Here is a 15,950-nt window from a genome sequence, read left to right as displayed (position 1 = left end):
TGGCATTTTCCCGTTTTACCATCAAACACTGCCTCACCGAAGCACGACATGCCACTCCCAACATCAATCCCAATAATCCGGATCGCTCATCCGAATTTCTTCCACGACATCATCCAAGTCTGCAGGTGTAATAGTATAAATAGGATAATCCCCGCCTGCTCCCTTCGCAGCCTCGTAAAAATAGTGGTTACTCCCAGGGTATTCTTCATCCACCAACAAAAGACATCCATCACTTTTATCTGCCAGCCACATATTTTTTGCCTTAAATTGAAACGCTCCTCTATAATCTCCCTGATAAATCGGCTTGTAAAAATCACAGTTGGAGATTAACATTTCATATTTTTTCTGTAATGCTTCTGGCCAGCGGCTTGCCTGATTTTCAAATGGAGGAAAAATGCCAAGGTTTACCGGATAGGTCTCCTTCATTTCCAACACAACTTCCGCGGTCCATAATTCCACACCCATCTGCCCGGAGATCAGCACCCATTCCAAACCTTCTTCTGCGAAATTAATCAGCTGCTTCTCCAAAGCCCCCTTGATAAAAGTAATGCGTGGGTCGTCCTCTTTAAATATGTTTAACTCCATTGGTTTGTACCCTGTCACTGTTAATATTTTCATATGTAAGCGGCACCTTTCCGTTCCTAAAATCAAAGAACAAAGAGCTGACATCCTCTATGTCAGCTCCCTCTATAAGTTAACACCATTTATCTTTTTTATTCCAGTGTTTCGCTCCATGATGATGGTGGTGACCATGACCATGTCCATGACCTGGTGCTGTTGCTCCTGCTACTTGGCCGCCATTACCCATACCTGCTCCGTATCCCGGTGTCATCGCTCCTGCTACCTGACCTCCACCAGCTCCATATCCTGCTCCATAGCCTGGCGTCATTGCGCCTGCCACTTGACCGCCTGGTCCCATACCTGGCCGAGGTGGTGTCTGGAAGGTACCTCCATATACATCTACACTGCCCGCCGTATTTTGAACAGATGTAGAGTGCGGAAATACATGTTTATTTACTTGCGTATGATGGTTCATGACAGTTGTGTGAGAGGGATGAATATGCTCAACTTCACTTTGCGTGCAGTGCTGGACACAATGATGCTTTGTTGGATGAACTACTTGTTTAGGGCATCCACAACCTTTATGAAAATGTCCCATTGATAATCCCCTTTCCATATTTGATTACACTTATAACCTATGGTAAAAGGCCAGCATTCGTATAAGACAATTACCTATTTTACGAAAAATTACTAATGGAACAGTTTATAAAGGCTATAAAATTCAGCATGTGACAAGCTTAAGCCTAATGTGCCTTTATAACTCCATATGCCAATAATCAGTAATGCGCCATCAACCCTTTATTCATCGCCACCCGCTCACAATAAAAGAAAATGCCAAGTCCAAGCAGCAAATAGAATACGGCATTAAATCCTAAAATCAAAAAATCCCCTGCAGGTATTTGACTTAAAGTCACCCCATGAATCATAATTTCCCGAACCAAGTCAACTCCTTTTACAAATGGCAGATAGGCCAGTAAAGGAGATAGGCTCAGCGGTACAAATGTCAGAGCGGCCAAAATAAATTGCAATATCTGCAGAAACGCCTGCACCTGTTTTAATACAATTGAGATCCCGGCAATGATGAAGCCCATCCCAAACATGCTGATTAATGTAAGTATTAATACAGGAAGAATGGAAACAATATCAAGATTTAACCATTGTCCTGTCGTGAACATGGATAAATAAAGCAATAAGACAATCATGATGGAATAAAGCAAGGTTGTTGCAATTAACCGGGAGGTCATAATACGCCATATCCCCATCGGTGACATGTTCAGCTGCTCCAATGTCCCGCGCATCGCTTCATTAATGACTTCCCAGCCGATGCTGTTAATAATCATAAATGCCAGGAACCAGAAAATATAATTTACGATCACGTATTGTGTGTTAACATCCTGGGAACCTGGGTCCCCGACAACCTGAATTCCGAGGAACATTCCAAGGAAAATGAAATAAAAAGTAAACAGCATTGCCAGGGTATTCGGAAGATAACGTTTTAATTCAATATATTCCTTTCTCGTATTTGCTTTAAGAAGATTGAGCCAGCGAGCCATGTCTCTCTTCCCCCTTTACGATTTTCATGAATATTTGCTCAAAATTAACAGTACTTCTGTCAAAGGATTCAACTTGAATGTGATTCAGTTTCAGCACATCAAATAAATCATAGATATCTTCTCTTCTAGCAAGATCAATTTCCAGTGTGGACTGAACTGTGTCCGGTGTATACACAACGTGAGGAAATTTCTGATGCAATAGCTCCTGCTGCTCGTTCGTCAATAGCCCGCCAAGTGTAATTGTATAGGAACGCACTTCAAATAACTTCAATAGGTTCTCGACTTTATCATCCGTAATAATTTTTCCTTCATCAATAATAACGGTCCGCTGACACAAATCCTGCACAACATCCATATCATGGGAACTGATAATGATCGTCCGATTATAATCACGGACAATATTTTTCAAAATCTCCCTGACCTCATAGCCCGTTTCCACATCCAAACCAAGTGTCGGCTCATCCAACAGAATCACTTCACTTTCTGCAAGCATGGCAACCGCAATCGCCAGCTTCTGCTGCATCCCGCGGGAAAGCCGGTTAACCAGTTCATTTTCCTTTTCTTTTAAATGAAATTGCTCCAGTAGTTCATCGATTCTATCTGCAACATCTTTTCTGGAAAAACCCCGGTTCCCTGCAAAATACTCAAGATTTTCCCGTACCGTTAAACGCCAATATAAATTTCGGTTGCCTTCCAGTACAGCGCTGATATGACGCAGTCCATGCAGTCTTTTTTTCCTCATATTTACCCCATTCACCTGAATGAACCCTGAATCAGGAATCAATAGACCACAGAGCATTTTGATCGTCGTTGTTTTTCCGGCGCCATTTGGACCTAGCAGGCCCAATATCTCTCCCTGCTTAACATGAAACGATACATCACTTATTGCATGTATGTATTCCTTCGTTCTCCTTTTCTTATAAGATTTTTTCAAATTCTTTACTTCAATGATATTTTCCATGTGCCCCATCCCTTCTTTACTTCATTTCAAGGTTCATTTTACGTCGTTACATCCGATTTCACTACAACCCGAAGCACGAAAATTTCTCCGCCTCCAGATGGAGATTATATTTGCTGCAAATGATTATCCTTGAAACCTGTTTGATATTTAAGTCCAAATCCTGCCGCACGATCCATGCCGATGTGTGCAGTCCAGATTAAACCGATTGCCAAAAGAATCTGCATGGAAAAGAATAAACTGATTGTAATAATTAGTACCGGTGTAGTGTATGTATGGAAAATATTGTAAATAATAGCCCCTACGCGGTTGTTACTAAGGTATCCAAGCATGGAAATGTCCGGAACGAGCAACAGCAGAATAAATAGCAGCCAGCCAAAATCGGTAAGTGAATAAACATAAATACTTAGCAGCAAAACAATTAAACCTTCCACATGAATTAATATTTTTGGCAAAATAATCATTCCCTCAATAAATTTTTTGACAATTAAATATACGAAAAAACGAAGGAAAAGTTCCCTCGCAGGTGAAAATTATTTTATCATACCATTGTTTTTGCCATAAATAATAAGATTGTCGTAAGGATCTCCCGAGATTCCCAACACTTCACAGAAGGCCGGCTCAGTTTTATATCCTCGTTTTTTCAGTTTAATCACTTTTTCTTTTAAGTATGGGATTTTTTCCAAAAGTGACTGTTCAATTATCATATGTAGATATGCGTGTTGTTCAAATACAGGCTGAGACTGGCCAAATAGCTCAAACTCAAAACCCCGATCGAAAAAGTTGGCTTTTATCACTTTTTGCCCTCTGATGTTAGTATGTTTAATTTTAAAATTATCGTGTTTACTGTGTAGTTTCCTGATTTTCTGCTCGAACCTGGGAAAATCATTCACTTCCATGATGATATCAAGATCTGAACTATCCACATCAATCCCAAGTGGAATCGTTCCACAAAGGATTGGCGTAAATTCCTTTAGGTCATTCATAAGATGAAGTGATTGTATAACTTTGTATGCTCTTTTTTGTTTTTCATTTTCCGTTTTAAAATAGTTTATGGGGTGATGCACTCGATTCACCTCTCATTTCAACCGCGATTAAAATTGAACAGAAAATCGCCCAACTGTATGAATTCCTGTTCCATGCCTGATCGCATCTTTTTCCCGAAGTTCCATCACTGCATTTTTCACATCTTCAAAAATACCAGTGTCGATGCCAAGCTGATTATGTGAGCCAAAAATCATGGTCACCCCTTTTAAATTTGCTATCCTTTCAAGCGAATTCACTAAATCTGCTGGGTCTGTAGTCGGGTAAAATGCATACACCGGCGTTCCGGTGTATAACAAATCACCAGTGAAAAGATAACCATAATTCTTATCAAAAATACATACATGTCCCGGGGAATGGCCAGGAGTATGGAGAATTTTCAGCCTCCGTTGCCCAATAACTATGGTGTCCGCATCCTTCATCATGCCAGTCGGATTTCCCTGAAAAGGAACATATGAAGCAGGATCAAATGATGCTGGTGTGGGCAGGGTTATATCCCGTCCGATATCTTTACGAAGTTGTTCCATTGGCAATCCTTTAATCCCGCTAATAAGCCAATCCGCTTCCAGCTCATGAACGTAAATCTCATCAAATTCACCATGACTTCCAATATGATCGGCATGAACATGTGTGGTGATCACAATAATTGGCAAATCTGTTAGTTGATCGGTAACTCTTTTGATATTATCAATTCCAAGACCAGTATCAATTAAGGCTGCTTTTTCATCTCCAAGCAATAAAAAGGAATGTACCTTTTCCCAATGTCCGTATTCACTAATAGCAAAGGTTGCTCCATCTATTTTTTCCACCGTGAACCATGGATCTGTTATGTAAGACAAATTAATCCCCCCATATTTTTTTCGTAAAACAGGAGCAATCATGTGTACGATTGTAATAAGCTTTTATTTTTTCCTTATCCTCACCGCTATAATGTGCCCAAGCCTGAACAAACTGTAAGTCAGCATTGATGGTCTTTAATTGTCTCAGATTATCAATAAATACGTGCAAATAGGAATATCCCTCCATGAATCCATTTTTCTCATACCAATCAATAACCCACTTATCATCCCTTGTCCATGCTTCCAGGTAGCTGATTCCTTTTTCTTTTGCCTTGCTTTCCGCTTCATGCAGCAGTTTTTCCCCGATTCCCATCCGCTGAAAATCAGGGTGAACAGCTATATGCCAGATCATCCCTCCCAATCCATTATTTCCTGTACAGACAGTTTTTGGTTTTTGTTCACATTCCACATCAATCAGACCGACAATCTGATTATTTATTTCGGCGACTAACTCGATTGCTCGATTGTTGTAGTTTTCTTTCTCTCGCAGTACATTATCATAATAAGCGGTGTGTCCAGAAACGAGAGCATTCTGCAACGCACCCAGTCTTTTTCATCATCGGCATGATATCTTCTGATTTGCATGTAGAACTTTCCTCCCCTGAAATGTCATATGTTGCTGCAGAAAATTTATCTCCTGTTCTGCTCCTTCAGTAAATCCCTGATTTCTACAAGCAGCTCTTCTCGAGCATCGGTTTCCTCTTCTGCTTCTCTCTCCGCCTCTTTTTCACGCTTAAACTTCATTAATATCCGAATAAACAAGAAAATTGAAAATGATATAATAAGAAAATCAAATATAGACTGGAGAAATACGCCATATGTAATTTCGGAATTTCCGACAGTGTAAGATAAGCTCGTAAAATCTACACCATTCAGCAAAATCCCCACAGTCGGTGTTATTATATTTTCCACAAATGAATTAACAATTGCTCCGAATGCGGCTCCAATTACTACCGCAACTGCTAAATCCATCACATTTCCCTGAAATGCAAACTCTTTAAAATCTTTCCACATAAGATACTCTCCTTTTCTTAATGTATATCGTAAATCATAGCAGAAGACCAAATTTATTTGTATGATTTTTAATGCATTAAAGAGAAAAATAACAACTTAATCCCGCATCACTTATCACCGTGATACGGGAACAATTGAAGGTAGAAAAATAAATCGAAATATATTTTATTATAAACCATGGTGCGGATTATGATTTTGTCTGGAATGATTTTTATTCTTTACCTTTTTGGATCCCCGCAATGGCTCACCATATGGTTGTTGCGGACTTTGCGGCAGATCCGGATTTTTCTTTTGCTTTGGTCCTTTTGGACGGCTTCCCATCATTGTCCCCTCCTTTCCTTTTATGGGTTAGTTTTTGAAAAAGGGGACGGGTTTATTCTTTTGTGAAGGCTAGAAAGCAGGAAAGTTGATTAGGTTGGGAAAAATAATTAGTAAAATATGATGAATGAGTGCAAAAAAACGATTTAACCAGCTCATCCCATGGATTAAGATGTTTCTAAACCCTCGAATCAACCAGAAAATACATGGCTATGTCTCATAGTGGTCTGCTATTGACCGGAATACTAAGAAAAATACATAATTTTTGTCACATAGAGGTCTGCTATTGAACGGAACACTAACAAAAAGCCATAATTATGTCGCATAGAGGCCTCCTATTAAACTGAATACTACCAAAAATTCACGGTTTTGTCCCATAGAGGTCCCCTGTCAAAAGCTACATAAAAAAGCTATCCCGGAAAATCATCCCAGAATAGCTCCCATCAACTATTTTGTAAATTCATCTGTCAGCACAGTGACAATCTGTTTTTTGCGTGAAACAACGCCTTTAAGGAGGGCACGGTTATTTTCATCCAGTGTCACACCAAAGCCCTGCTCCACTTTATCTGTCCCGTCCCCGCGTGCAAGTACTTCGGAATCGTTATTTAAAATATCGGTTACGACGAACAGGAAAAGGTCGAGGTCTTTATCCTTAATGATTTGCTCCATCTCTGTATCAATATCTGCCTGGAACTCGTATACGGAGCTAGTATCAACCGTGTTTACCTGGCCGATCTCCACTTTAGCATCTCCCATGGAAAATTCCTTCGCATCCATCGTCAATAATTCTGTCACAGTATGGTCGCTCAAATCAGCACCTGTCTTCAGCATATCCAATCCGTATGTTTCCAGATTAACGCCGGCAATTTCAGCGAGTTCATTGGCTGCATCGACATCTTCCTGTGTGCAGGTTGGCGATTTCAGCAGTAGGGAATCCGAAATAATCGCAGAAAGCAACAGTCCTGCAATCTCTTTGACAATAGGAATATTTTTTTCCTTGTACATTTTATTTAAAATGGTTGCCGTGCATCCAACTGGTTCAGCGCGGTAATAAAGCGGTTCTTTTGTTTCGAAATTGGAAATGCGGTGATGATCAATGACTTCCGTGATCCGTACATCTTTAATATTCTCCACACTTTGCTGGAATTCATTATGATCCACTAAAATAACATCTTTCACATCTGGGTCCACTTTTTCAATGAAGCGTGGTGCTTCAAACCCGAAGTATTCCAATGCAAAATTCGTTTCCTTGCTGACTTCACCTAGCCGAACCGGCTCCACATTCTCTCCGATTTTTGTTTTCAGATCAGCATAAGCGATTGCCGAGCAAATCGTATCTGTGTCCGGGTTCTTATGCCCGAAAATTAATGTCTTTTCCATTATTCTTCACCTCTTCAGAGTCAACTTTCCAACTAATAGATTATCATAAATACAATCAGCATGTCATGACAGAGGCTATTTCTTCTTCTAATTACTGCTGCCCAGCGTCTCAGTTACATTCCAAATCCTGTCATATTCAGTATAGCCGTTTAATGCAATATCCAGGTCATGGAAATATCGGTGCAGATCACGGACCAGCTCCTGATCCTCTTTCTCCACTACATCCGAGGCTAAATTATGGATAATATTTAAATCATGCCGCAGCGCCTCATTTACTATAGCATCATTTTGTTCATTAATATAATCCATAATTTCCCGTGCAATTTCTGTTTGCTCTACCCAATCCAAATTATTAATGCCGCCATAACCGGTTGTTTCATTGTAAAATTCATGCTGATTTGTAATGAATTCTCCTATTTCACTATGCTCCTGTCCAACTGTTTCCTGAATCTCTTCAATTTCTTGCTGCGTTTCTTCTGTTATTTCTTCATTTACTGTGGAAGCCTGCCTATTTAATATGTCGTTAATATCAAGATTGAATAGGTTAAAAAATATGGCTGCAGATCCAATTACCGTGACAGTTAGAACGATAATTAACGTCCACACAAACCAGCCTAGCTTTCTTTTTCTGGCCAAAATAAGCACCTCCATCGATTGGCGCTTCATACCTCTTTACGCTGCTATTTCATTTTCCCCAATACTGCTTTGCCTTAACACCTTTTTATTCACCTATTTTTGATAATCTTCATTTTTATACCAATTCATGATTTCCTGTCTGATTGCCTCATCATGAACTTCCCTGGCACCAAAACCCGATACATCTACAATTTTTATGTATGGGTTTAAAGGGCCATCTTTCTCCTGCAATTTTACTATACAATACGCTTCTTTTTGTGAAGGTATGATTTCTAAAATAGCTTGATCGGAGTATAATTCATACATTTTTTGCTCATCTGCTTCACTGATTGTCCATGATTCAGAAAGGTTCTCTTTTTCCGTAGCTGATGCTAAGTTTGCCGAGACTTTTCCTTCAGGATTTTTTGATGTGTGATAATGCTTCTTATGTAATAGCCGAATTACTTCTGACAGTCCTATCAACATTGCTCCATTTGCAACGTAACTGGGTAACATCATAAAAAACATGTGCCAATCCATAGTTGTTGAGTATGCATCACCTGCGACTGGATTATCATAATTCGCATTCTGATAGGCACTATATACACCAATAATTATAACGGTAATTCCAGTAACAAATAAAATAATACCAATAATATTTACCTTCATTATGTCCTCCCTCCTATATAGTAATTCTTTATTGACGGAAAAATTCCTTTTTTATTTTACTTTTCCACGAAATATTTCTATGATTGAGATGAGCACACACATTAGTTTTTTGAGGAGGAATTTTACATGTTTAATCATTTCAATTACACACGTGAGGCAACATTGGGAGTGGTTAAGGGACTTGATGAAAGTAAAGTAGATAGTCAGCCGGAAAAAATTAATAACACACTCCGCTGGCATGTCGGCCATATCCTTGTTACAGCAGAAGCTTTATTACTTGGTTTCCCGAATCACTCCAAGAATATTCCAGAAGAATACAAGGATCTATTCTCCACAGGCACCAAACCCGCTGACTGGCCGGAAAAAGTACCATCGCTTTCTGAAATCATCAGTCATTTAAAAGAACAGCAGAAGCGGATTAATGATTTAAACGCCGACTTCTTTGATCAGGACCTTCCTTTTGAATTACCGTTCGGAAATTTTAAAACGTACGGGGATATATTTTTAATGATCACCCAGCATGAAGCAGAACATATTGGTCAAATGAAGGTGTTGAACATGCTTGTCAATAGATAATCCAGACCCATATATAATAATTGGCGCCGGTATTGCTGGTGCCGCAACTGCCTACTATCTTGCCAAAAGCGGCTGCGATGTGGTGATTGTAGACAGGCTAGAAAAAGGACAGGCAACAGATGCAGCAGCAGGGATTTTATGTCCCTGGCTATCTCAACGCAGAAATAAAGCATGGTACCATTTAGCAAAAGAAGGGGTGAAGTTTTATCCTTGGCTGATGGATGATTTAGCTGCGGAAGGGCTGACAGATACCGGGTACGCTAAGGTTGGCGCAATTAGTCTTCATAAGGACAAGGGAAAACTTCAGGCGATGAAGGAGCGTGCCATCAAGCGGCGTGAAAAGGCCCCGGAAATTGGTGAAGTAACACTACTTGATGAAAGCAAGACGAAGGAATTGTTCCCATTGGTGGCCGACGGATTTGGCTCGGTTCACGTGAGTGGTGCTGCCAGGGTGGACGGAAGAAAACTTCGTGAATCTCTGATCAAAGGTGCAAAAAAACTTGGTGCTTCTTTGGTGGAAGGTAATGCTCGCTTATTATTTAAAGGGAATTCCATTTATGGGGTGAATGTGGATGGCAAGGAAATAACCGCAGTAAAAGTGATTGCTGCCACCGGCGCATGGATGGGTGAACTGTTCAAACCATTGGGTGTGGATTTTCATGTTCAACCCCAACGGGCACAAATCATGCATGTGCGTATGCCGGATACCTTGACAGATGAATGGCCCCTTGTCATGCCGCCAAATAATCAGTACATGCTTGGATTTGATGAAGGCAGGATTATTATCGGATCCACCCATGAAGATGAGGTGGGATTTGACCGCCGAGTAACCGCGGGCGGAATGCATGAAATATTAACAAAAGCAATGGACATCGCACCGGGGATAGCGCCGGCCACAGTGCTGGAAACCCGAGTCGGCTTCAGACCTGTCGCACCTGGGTTCCTGCCGATCATGGGAGAGCTGCCCGGATGGGACGGACTAATTCTCATTAATGGACTCGGTGCATCAGGATTAACGATGGCACCATATATTGGATCACAAGTAGCCAAGCTTGCCCGTGGTGAAAAAATGGATATTGATTTGAATTATTACGATGTATCTAAAGCGTTATAATGGAAAACGGGGCTTGGTAACTTGTCCACACAACTGGGACAGCTAACCTGCCCCAGTTTTCTATTATTTAACAATCAACACAGGACAATCCACTCGTTTTGCTACTTTATGGCTGACGATTCCAAGCAGAAATGTTTGCAAGTCATTTAATACGCGGCTACCAAACACAACGCAGTCAAATACATAATCATTTGCATAATTTACTATGGTCGGACCTGCTTTACCGTGTAAAAAATGTGTTTCATATTCTACGGATGACTTTTCCAAGAGACCTCTAATTACCTTCAACTTATCATTACGTTTTTTTCCAACTAGAATTTATCTCTTGTCTGTATGACATCTGTTTTTGCTGCTGTTTTTACTAGAAAAGTAAAGAACGTATTTGATTCACATTATATTTACATATTCTGATCGTTTTGATAATCTTATAATAGGTATTAATGGGGAGGAAATTAGGCGTGAAGGAAAAACTTACTATTTTCATTGTGTTACTTTTTACGGTTCTTGTATTAGTTATTGCCTGGTTTTGGCTTGAGCATGTCATTGAGGATTACGATGTAGATCGGGCTATGATGGAAAATATCGTCGACCAAAAGATGGAACATGGAAGTTCACTTGCGGAGAAAAGTCTTCAAATAAACAATACGAATTTTGCCGGCAGCTAATTTTTGGATAATCTGTTCTGCTTTTTTTCTTTCCAGAATATCTGCTGAATTTGTATTTGACTTCTTCATCCATCTGCTTCCAATGCAATACGCAGAAGTTCGGGATAAAGCTGCGGGTTAAGTAAGTAACTGGGTGATATCGCATGTTTTTCATAATAGCTGGAAATTTTATCGACAATTGTTGTTGATTTAGTTTCAGAGATATAAATAATTCTGCCTTGTGATAGAAAACTGCCATCTTCCAATGGAAGCAGCATAACGGAAACGAATTCCCCCTGTACTGGCCTACGACTTCCCTTGCTATGGACACCAACAATTTTCCTGTCCCCTTCAAATATATCCCGGAAAATAAAAAACTTACCAGATCGATCATTCTCCACATAGTAAAAACCCGGGCTTAAATTCAGCCAGCTTGCAAGCACCTGTTGAACCGTCATGCTTTTCCTTTCCCATTCTTCTTTATTTACTTTCAAGAATTCCTGAAAGACAGTTATTCTGGTTAGCTTCATGCGATAACAAAATATGGTCCACCAAAACATTTGGGTAAATACACGGTTTTCGGTTTTCTCGGAGATATTCATCCTTTTCAAATAATGTTCCGTTATTTCAACAATTTCCTTCTGATATTGCTGGACAGCATAATCCACCAGCTTATCCAGCACATTAATTAATTCCTCCTGCACTTTATCTGGAAAATAAATAATATTGCTTTGTGCCATTATGATCCCTCCATTGTTTATTTTTCCTCATTTTATCACGCTGCCAGAAAAGCTCAACAAGCTGAAATTCCAACATAAGTACCGAAGTAATAAAAGAAATTCGATTTCTCTCCCTGTAAAATTCAAAATTTGCCATAGCGTCAGCCTGTAATTTTTAAAATTAGCTTTTTTAAATGAATTTTTTACTGGATATAAAAAAAGACAGGAATTCTCCTGCCTTAAGCTGTGTGTTCCGTATGTTTTTTTCCTAGACGCAAATCCATCTTGAATATTAATTTCCTGAAAGTATGGAATGTGTATTGGAAAATCGGACTTTGAATAAAGGTAAACAGAAATGTAACAATAAATACCGGCCCGCCCAAAATCCAGCCAATTCCAAGGACGAGCGTTTCTACAATAACTCGAATTTTTCCAATGGGGGCCCCGAGCTTATCGGAGATGGAAAGCATGAATCCGTCCCGCGGTCCCGACCCAACTCCTGCTGCATTATAGAGTCCGCCGCCAAATCCCATAACGATAATACCGAGAAAGATCGTTAAATAATCCTGCCAACCGTGTGTTGCTGGGGGGAGTATATCAAGCCATAAATAAAAGTCAACGCAAGCACCAACAAGCACCGCATTTAAAAATGTTCCTAGTTTTATATAGCTTTTATCCAATACCCAGGAAACGACAATCAGCAATACGGAAATAATAATGGCCCACGACCCAATCGATAGACCAACTTTTTCAAACAAGGCAACGTTCAGCACATCCCACGGGTGAATACCCACATGCTGCACCTTAATTGCGATACTAATTCCATAACTAAAAATAAGGACTCCCACGAGAAAAAAGCCCCAACGTATTCCAAGCATCATTATGTCCCTTCTTTCTATATAACTACTATCATAATATGTTTCAGGAAAATAATGAAGCAAACCAATTTATTCAGCTGATTTATTCTTCTTTTTATATCAATTCTAATAGGAGTATCTAACATGTAAAATAAAGAAAATAAAAGGAAATTATGTATGGAGAAGATAATTACATACGCTTAAAAAAACTGAAAAGATTGAATAAATGAACAAATAAACAGAGCGATTTTCAACCTATCTGTAAATTCCTTTCCACCTGCTATTCTGCTAAACTAAATAAAACGCCACAGAGGAGGAGAAAAATGACAAAGAAACTCATTTTAGCGTCCGGATCACCTAGAAGGCAGGATATTTTAAAGCAAATAAGCCTCCCTTTTTCTGTTCGAAAGCCGGACATCGATGAATCACAAATTCAGATTAATGATCCAAAAGAAAAAGTACAGAAATTAGCAAAACTAAAAAGTGAACATACACTACTGGCGGATAACAATGAAGTCATCCTTTCAGCGGACACCGTCGTTTCATATAAAAATAATATATTTGAAAAACCAATAGATAAAGAAGATGCTTTTCGAATGATTTCCATGCTAAGCGGATCAATACATGAGGTTTATACAGGCGTAACGATTCGTTCAGTCAAAAATGAAATTACGCTCGTTGAGAAAACGGAAGTAGCATTTTGGCCTTTATCCAAAACGGAAATAGAATGGTATGTATCTACAGAAGAACCTTATGATAAAGCTGGTTCTTACGGAATTCAGAGTATGGGTGCCATGTTTGCTAAGAAAATAATTGGTGATTACTATAATGTAGTCGGACTACCTGTCTCAAAAGTTGCAAGGGAATTAAGAAGTTTTTCCATTTTCCCCAAATAGAAGGTTGATCCGTCAATGAATCAACCTTCTTGCCATTAATCTAATGGTTTGCTTCAGCCTCCATTGCAGACTGTACTCATTTATTTCGAACAATGGTAGAATGCCCCATATTTTCATAAAGAAATTCTAGTATTTGACTCCAAGAATCTTTTGCTGCCTTTGCATTTGCTCGTTTTGATCCACCAAATGTCACTGTCATTCCTCCCCCGGTATTCATGTGAATATTCGCAGGAAGGTTAACAAAACTATAGGGAAAAGATAAAAAATGACCTGCATTTTCATAATATAAATAGCGATTATAATCTGAGCCCTTTGCATCCTTTAACTTGATCTCCATCATTTTGACAAATTGGTCTGAAGGCCATAATTGATCATCTTTTCCAGTTATCAACATAATAGGAACATTAATATTTTCAACAGGAATGCTTGCTTCTGTAATCCCTTTCTGACCTTTTAGCGTTTTATCCCAAATTGATAAATAAGAGATCGATTTTCTTAATATCCAGTTCTTTAAAATAGAAAACATGGTTAAGGGGCGATATTTAAACTTAACATTAGGCAATGCTTTCTGATTGAACATCCACGACGACACATTAGCAAAATTCCATTTTTCATGCCTGGTGTTATATAGGCACTCGGGGCTCCCGCTATTATGGATTTATAGTCATCAAACGTTGCCCCTAAAAGGAGGGCAAGTTCTGCCCCTCTCGAATAGCCAATTAAATTCACATCTCCATTCACATATGGGTGATCTTTTAACCACATCGTTGCTTCTTGAAAGTATTCTAATGAGATATTCTCAAGATCTTTTGGTACTCCTTCTACACCAAAATAAGAAAGTGCAAATGCTGAATACCCTTTAGAAGCTAATAAAGCCGCTGCATGCTCTTGTTTTCCACCATCAGATCCACTAAGTATGATAATCGCAGGATAACGGCCACGCCGCTCTGGATGAAATAACACCCCTCTTATTTGGGCATGCTTAACACATTCCTTTTTCACGCCATCCATATAAAAATATCGATGAATTGTCACGGTATCGCACGTTTTCCCATCCACTTTCAGAACTAGATTTATAGAGATTTTATCTGCACTGTTCTTCTCATAGTAATCATCCAACCTTGAATTAGCATGCTCCATAGACCAGAACAAACCAGAACCATCTGCCTGATCATAAGTACCCTCAATTGGTTTTTCCGAAGATACATTAACATTCCCTCATGATCTGCGATAAATGCAGCATAGGAACAAAATTTCTTTTGTTCTTCATCAAACGTTGTTGCATGTATGATCACCTCTGTATGCTTTAAACAACCAATTACTTTAATGGTTACCTCCTCATCAATATATGAATCAATCGAACTAACCTGAATTTTAGGTGCCAAATGATCCCCTCCCTTTTTATAATCACTTCGCAATCTAGTTCGCTCTTTAAACGTTCACTATCCCCCGGCTTCCAACCTTTTATTTCTTTTGCCATACCATTCAATTAGCATTAATCTGTTCACCGTGAAAATTTTTACTTCACCACCGACAAACCATTATTTGCAAAGTTATTAATAAGAATCGCCATCTCTTTTGGTGACTGATCCAAGTTTCCTTCCAACCACTCTCTTATCATTTGAAGACAGCCACCTATAGTAAATATGGATAAATAATGAGTAAAATCTTCATCAAGCATCTTTGCCAGGCCCCAGCTGTCCATCAAATATTTTTGCGCGATTTTCATCACTCGCTTTTGAAAGTTCGGATCTGCATTTTCATGAAGCAGGATTTGAGCTATTTCTTTATTTGCCACAATATACTCCAATATTCTTTCAGTCATCTGAATAGATTCTTCATCTTTTTGAAAATTATACTGATATAGGTACGTTTTCATATCATCAAGGACTTCTTCTTCCATTTTATTTAGCAAGTCGTACAAATCCAAATAATGCGCGTAAAATGTAGACCGGTTCACGTCTGCCAGTTCACAGATTTCCTTCACAGTTATCTCGGAAATCTGCTTTTCCTTTAGTAATTTGATCATACTGTCTTTCAGAACCATACGAGTATATTTTTTTCTTCTGTCCAATTTAGCTTCTGTCATAAAAAAATCACCTTTTCCCAGCGTAATTCAACACATCTATTCAATATGTTGGGCATTGAACGAAATCCACAAAACTGTCTGTTGAATAAACAACACCGTGTTTT

At 39.1% G+C, this 15,950-nt stretch carries 22 protein-coding genes and 2 pseudogenes; 4 read left to right on the top strand and 20 right to left on the bottom strand.

Features of this window, described 5'->3' with window-relative positions; all coding sequences use genetic code 11:
• Nucleotides 1-63 precede the first annotated feature (63 nt).
• The 13 genes and pseudogenes from ACDX78_RS06245 to ACDX78_RS06185 form a co-directional block, all read right to left on the bottom strand.
• The gene (locus ACDX78_RS06245) at nucleotides 64-618 is read right to left on the bottom strand and encodes an SLOG family protein (protein WP_486026234.1); all 555 of its coding nucleotides are present in this window, start codon (nucleotides 616-618) and stop codon (nucleotides 64-66) included.
• 76 nt (nucleotides 619-694) lie between these two features.
• Nucleotides 695-1,159 carry a CotD family spore coat protein gene (locus ACDX78_RS06240; protein WP_486026233.1) on the bottom strand — a complete coding sequence of 155 codons (465 nt, stop codon included), beginning with the start codon at nucleotides 1,157-1,159 and terminating at the stop codon, nucleotides 695-697.
• 178 nt (nucleotides 1,160-1,337) lie between these two features.
• The gene (locus tag ACDX78_RS06235) at nucleotides 1,338-2,114 is read right to left on the bottom strand and encodes an ABC transporter permease (protein ID WP_486026232.1); all 777 of its coding nucleotides are present in this window, start codon (nucleotides 2,112-2,114) and stop codon (nucleotides 1,338-1,340) included.
• Nucleotides 2,089-3,075, bottom strand: a complete 987-nt coding sequence (locus ACDX78_RS06230; RefSeq protein ID WP_486026231.1) for an ABC transporter ATP-binding protein — start codon at nucleotides 3,073-3,075, stop codon at nucleotides 2,089-2,091. The genes ACDX78_RS06235 and ACDX78_RS06230 overlap by 26 nt, the downstream gene beginning before the upstream one ends.
• Nucleotides 3,076-3,179: 104 nt before the next feature.
• On the bottom strand, nucleotides 3,180-3,527 hold the full coding sequence (locus ACDX78_RS06225; protein ID WP_486026229.1) for a DUF4260 domain-containing protein: 348 nt from the start codon (nucleotides 3,525-3,527) through the stop codon (nucleotides 3,180-3,182).
• A gap of 78 nt (nucleotides 3,528-3,605) precedes the next feature.
• Complete coding sequence (locus ACDX78_RS06220; RefSeq protein WP_486026227.1) at nucleotides 3,606-4,139, bottom strand: DUF4269 domain-containing protein; 534 nt, start codon at nucleotides 4,137-4,139, stop codon at nucleotides 3,606-3,608.
• A 27-nt stretch (nucleotides 4,140-4,166) separates the two neighbouring features.
• Entirely contained in the window at nucleotides 4,167-4,997 is an 831-nt protein-coding gene (locus ACDX78_RS06215; protein ID WP_486026225.1) for an MBL fold metallo-hydrolase, read from the bottom strand.
• Nucleotides 4,957-5,540: pseudogene (locus tag ACDX78_RS06210) on the bottom strand (GNAT family N-acetyltransferase). Before ACDX78_RS06210 ends, ACDX78_RS06215 begins: the two are co-directional and overlap by 41 nt.
• Nucleotides 5,541-5,585: 45 nt before the next feature.
• Complete coding sequence (mscL, locus tag ACDX78_RS06205) at nucleotides 5,586-5,969, bottom strand: large conductance mechanosensitive channel protein MscL (RefSeq protein WP_486026223.1); 384 nt, start codon at nucleotides 5,967-5,969, stop codon at nucleotides 5,586-5,588.
• A gap of 168 nt (nucleotides 5,970-6,137) precedes the next feature.
• Entirely contained in the window at nucleotides 6,138-6,290 is a 153-nt protein-coding gene (locus ACDX78_RS06200; RefSeq protein ID WP_486026222.1) for a small acid-soluble spore protein P, read from the bottom strand.
• Between the two features lie 444 nt (nucleotides 6,291-6,734).
• Complete coding sequence (locus ACDX78_RS06195; protein WP_486026220.1) at nucleotides 6,735-7,667, bottom strand: manganese-dependent inorganic pyrophosphatase; 933 nt, start codon at nucleotides 7,665-7,667, stop codon at nucleotides 6,735-6,737.
• Between the two features lie 87 nt (nucleotides 7,668-7,754).
• Nucleotides 7,755-8,312, bottom strand: a complete 558-nt coding sequence (locus tag ACDX78_RS06190) for a hypothetical protein (RefSeq protein WP_486026437.1) — start codon at nucleotides 8,310-8,312, stop codon at nucleotides 7,755-7,757.
• 84 nt (nucleotides 8,313-8,396) lie between these two features.
• The gene (locus ACDX78_RS06185) at nucleotides 8,397-8,951 is read right to left on the bottom strand and encodes a hypothetical protein (RefSeq protein ID WP_486026218.1); all 555 of its coding nucleotides are present in this window, start codon (nucleotides 8,949-8,951) and stop codon (nucleotides 8,397-8,399) included.
• Nucleotides 8,952-9,077: 126 nt separating this feature from the next.
• Between ACDX78_RS06185 and ACDX78_RS06180 the strand changes: the two genes are divergently transcribed.
• Both ACDX78_RS06180 and ACDX78_RS06175 read left to right on the top strand, forming a co-directional pair.
• On the top strand, nucleotides 9,078-9,527 hold the full coding sequence (locus tag ACDX78_RS06180; protein WP_486026217.1) for a DinB family protein: 450 nt from the start codon (nucleotides 9,078-9,080) through the stop codon (nucleotides 9,525-9,527).
• On the top strand, nucleotides 9,514-10,641 hold the full coding sequence (locus ACDX78_RS06175) for an NAD(P)/FAD-dependent oxidoreductase (protein ID WP_486026215.1): 1,128 nt from the start codon (nucleotides 9,514-9,516) through the stop codon (nucleotides 10,639-10,641). The genes ACDX78_RS06180 and ACDX78_RS06175 overlap by 14 nt, the downstream gene beginning before the upstream one ends.
• Nucleotides 10,642-10,704: 63 nt before the next feature.
• Here the strand turns inward: ACDX78_RS06175 and ACDX78_RS06170 are convergent, their stop codons facing one another.
• Nucleotides 10,705-10,908, bottom strand: a complete 204-nt coding sequence (locus ACDX78_RS06170) for a universal stress protein (RefSeq protein WP_486026213.1) — start codon at nucleotides 10,906-10,908, stop codon at nucleotides 10,705-10,707.
• Nucleotides 10,909-11,099: 191 nt separating this feature from the next.
• On the opposite strand from ACDX78_RS06170, the gene ACDX78_RS06165 reads away from it, so the two are divergent.
• Nucleotides 11,100-11,306 (top strand): hypothetical protein, encoded by a 207-nt coding sequence (locus tag ACDX78_RS06165; protein WP_486026211.1) that lies wholly within the window; start codon nucleotides 11,100-11,102, stop codon nucleotides 11,304-11,306.
• A 65-nt stretch (nucleotides 11,307-11,371) separates the two neighbouring features.
• Here the strand turns inward: ACDX78_RS06165 and ACDX78_RS06160 are convergent, their stop codons facing one another.
• Nucleotides 11,372-12,025, bottom strand: a complete 654-nt coding sequence (locus ACDX78_RS06160; RefSeq protein WP_486026209.1) for a hypothetical protein — start codon at nucleotides 12,023-12,025, stop codon at nucleotides 11,372-11,374.
• A 218-nt stretch (nucleotides 12,026-12,243) separates the two neighbouring features.
• Nucleotides 12,244-12,885, bottom strand: a complete 642-nt coding sequence (locus tag ACDX78_RS06155) for a YczE/YyaS/YitT family protein (protein WP_486026208.1) — start codon at nucleotides 12,883-12,885, stop codon at nucleotides 12,244-12,246.
• A 299-nt stretch (nucleotides 12,886-13,184) separates the two neighbouring features.
• Between ACDX78_RS06155 and ACDX78_RS06150 the strand changes: the two genes are divergently transcribed.
• Nucleotides 13,185-13,757, top strand: a complete 573-nt coding sequence (locus ACDX78_RS06150; protein ID WP_486026206.1) for a Maf family protein — start codon at nucleotides 13,185-13,187, stop codon at nucleotides 13,755-13,757.
• 76 nt (nucleotides 13,758-13,833) lie between these two features.
• Here the strand turns inward: ACDX78_RS06150 and ACDX78_RS06145 are convergent, their stop codons facing one another.
• The 4 genes and pseudogenes from ACDX78_RS06145 to ACDX78_RS06130 form a co-directional block, all read right to left on the bottom strand.
• On the bottom strand, nucleotides 13,834-14,337 hold the full coding sequence (locus ACDX78_RS06145) for an acyl-CoA thioester hydrolase/BAAT C-terminal domain-containing protein (RefSeq protein WP_486026205.1): 504 nt from the start codon (nucleotides 14,335-14,337) through the stop codon (nucleotides 13,834-13,836).
• Complete coding sequence (locus ACDX78_RS06140) at nucleotides 14,286-14,768, bottom strand: dienelactone hydrolase family protein (RefSeq protein WP_486026435.1); 483 nt, start codon at nucleotides 14,766-14,768, stop codon at nucleotides 14,286-14,288. The genes ACDX78_RS06145 and ACDX78_RS06140 overlap by 52 nt, the downstream gene beginning before the upstream one ends.
• Nucleotides 14,769-14,798: 30 nt before the next feature.
• Nucleotides 14,799-15,052 (bottom strand): annotated as a pseudogene (locus tag ACDX78_RS06135) (acyl-CoA thioesterase/BAAT N-terminal domain-containing protein); the annotation flags it as partial.
• Nucleotides 15,053-15,276: 224 nt separating this feature from the next.
• Nucleotides 15,277-15,846 carry a TetR/AcrR family transcriptional regulator gene (locus ACDX78_RS06130; RefSeq protein ID WP_486026203.1) on the bottom strand — a complete coding sequence of 190 codons (570 nt, stop codon included), beginning with the start codon at nucleotides 15,844-15,846 and terminating at the stop codon, nucleotides 15,277-15,279.
• Between the last annotated feature and the right edge of the window lie 104 nt (nucleotides 15,847-15,950).

The sequence above is a fragment of the Virgibacillus oceani genome (genome assembly GCF_041521345.1).
GTDB classification, from domain to species: Bacteria; Bacillota; Bacilli; order Bacillales; family Amphibacillaceae; genus Virgibacillus_N; species Virgibacillus_N oceani_A.
This window is presented reverse-complemented; position numbering and strand designations above follow the sequence as displayed.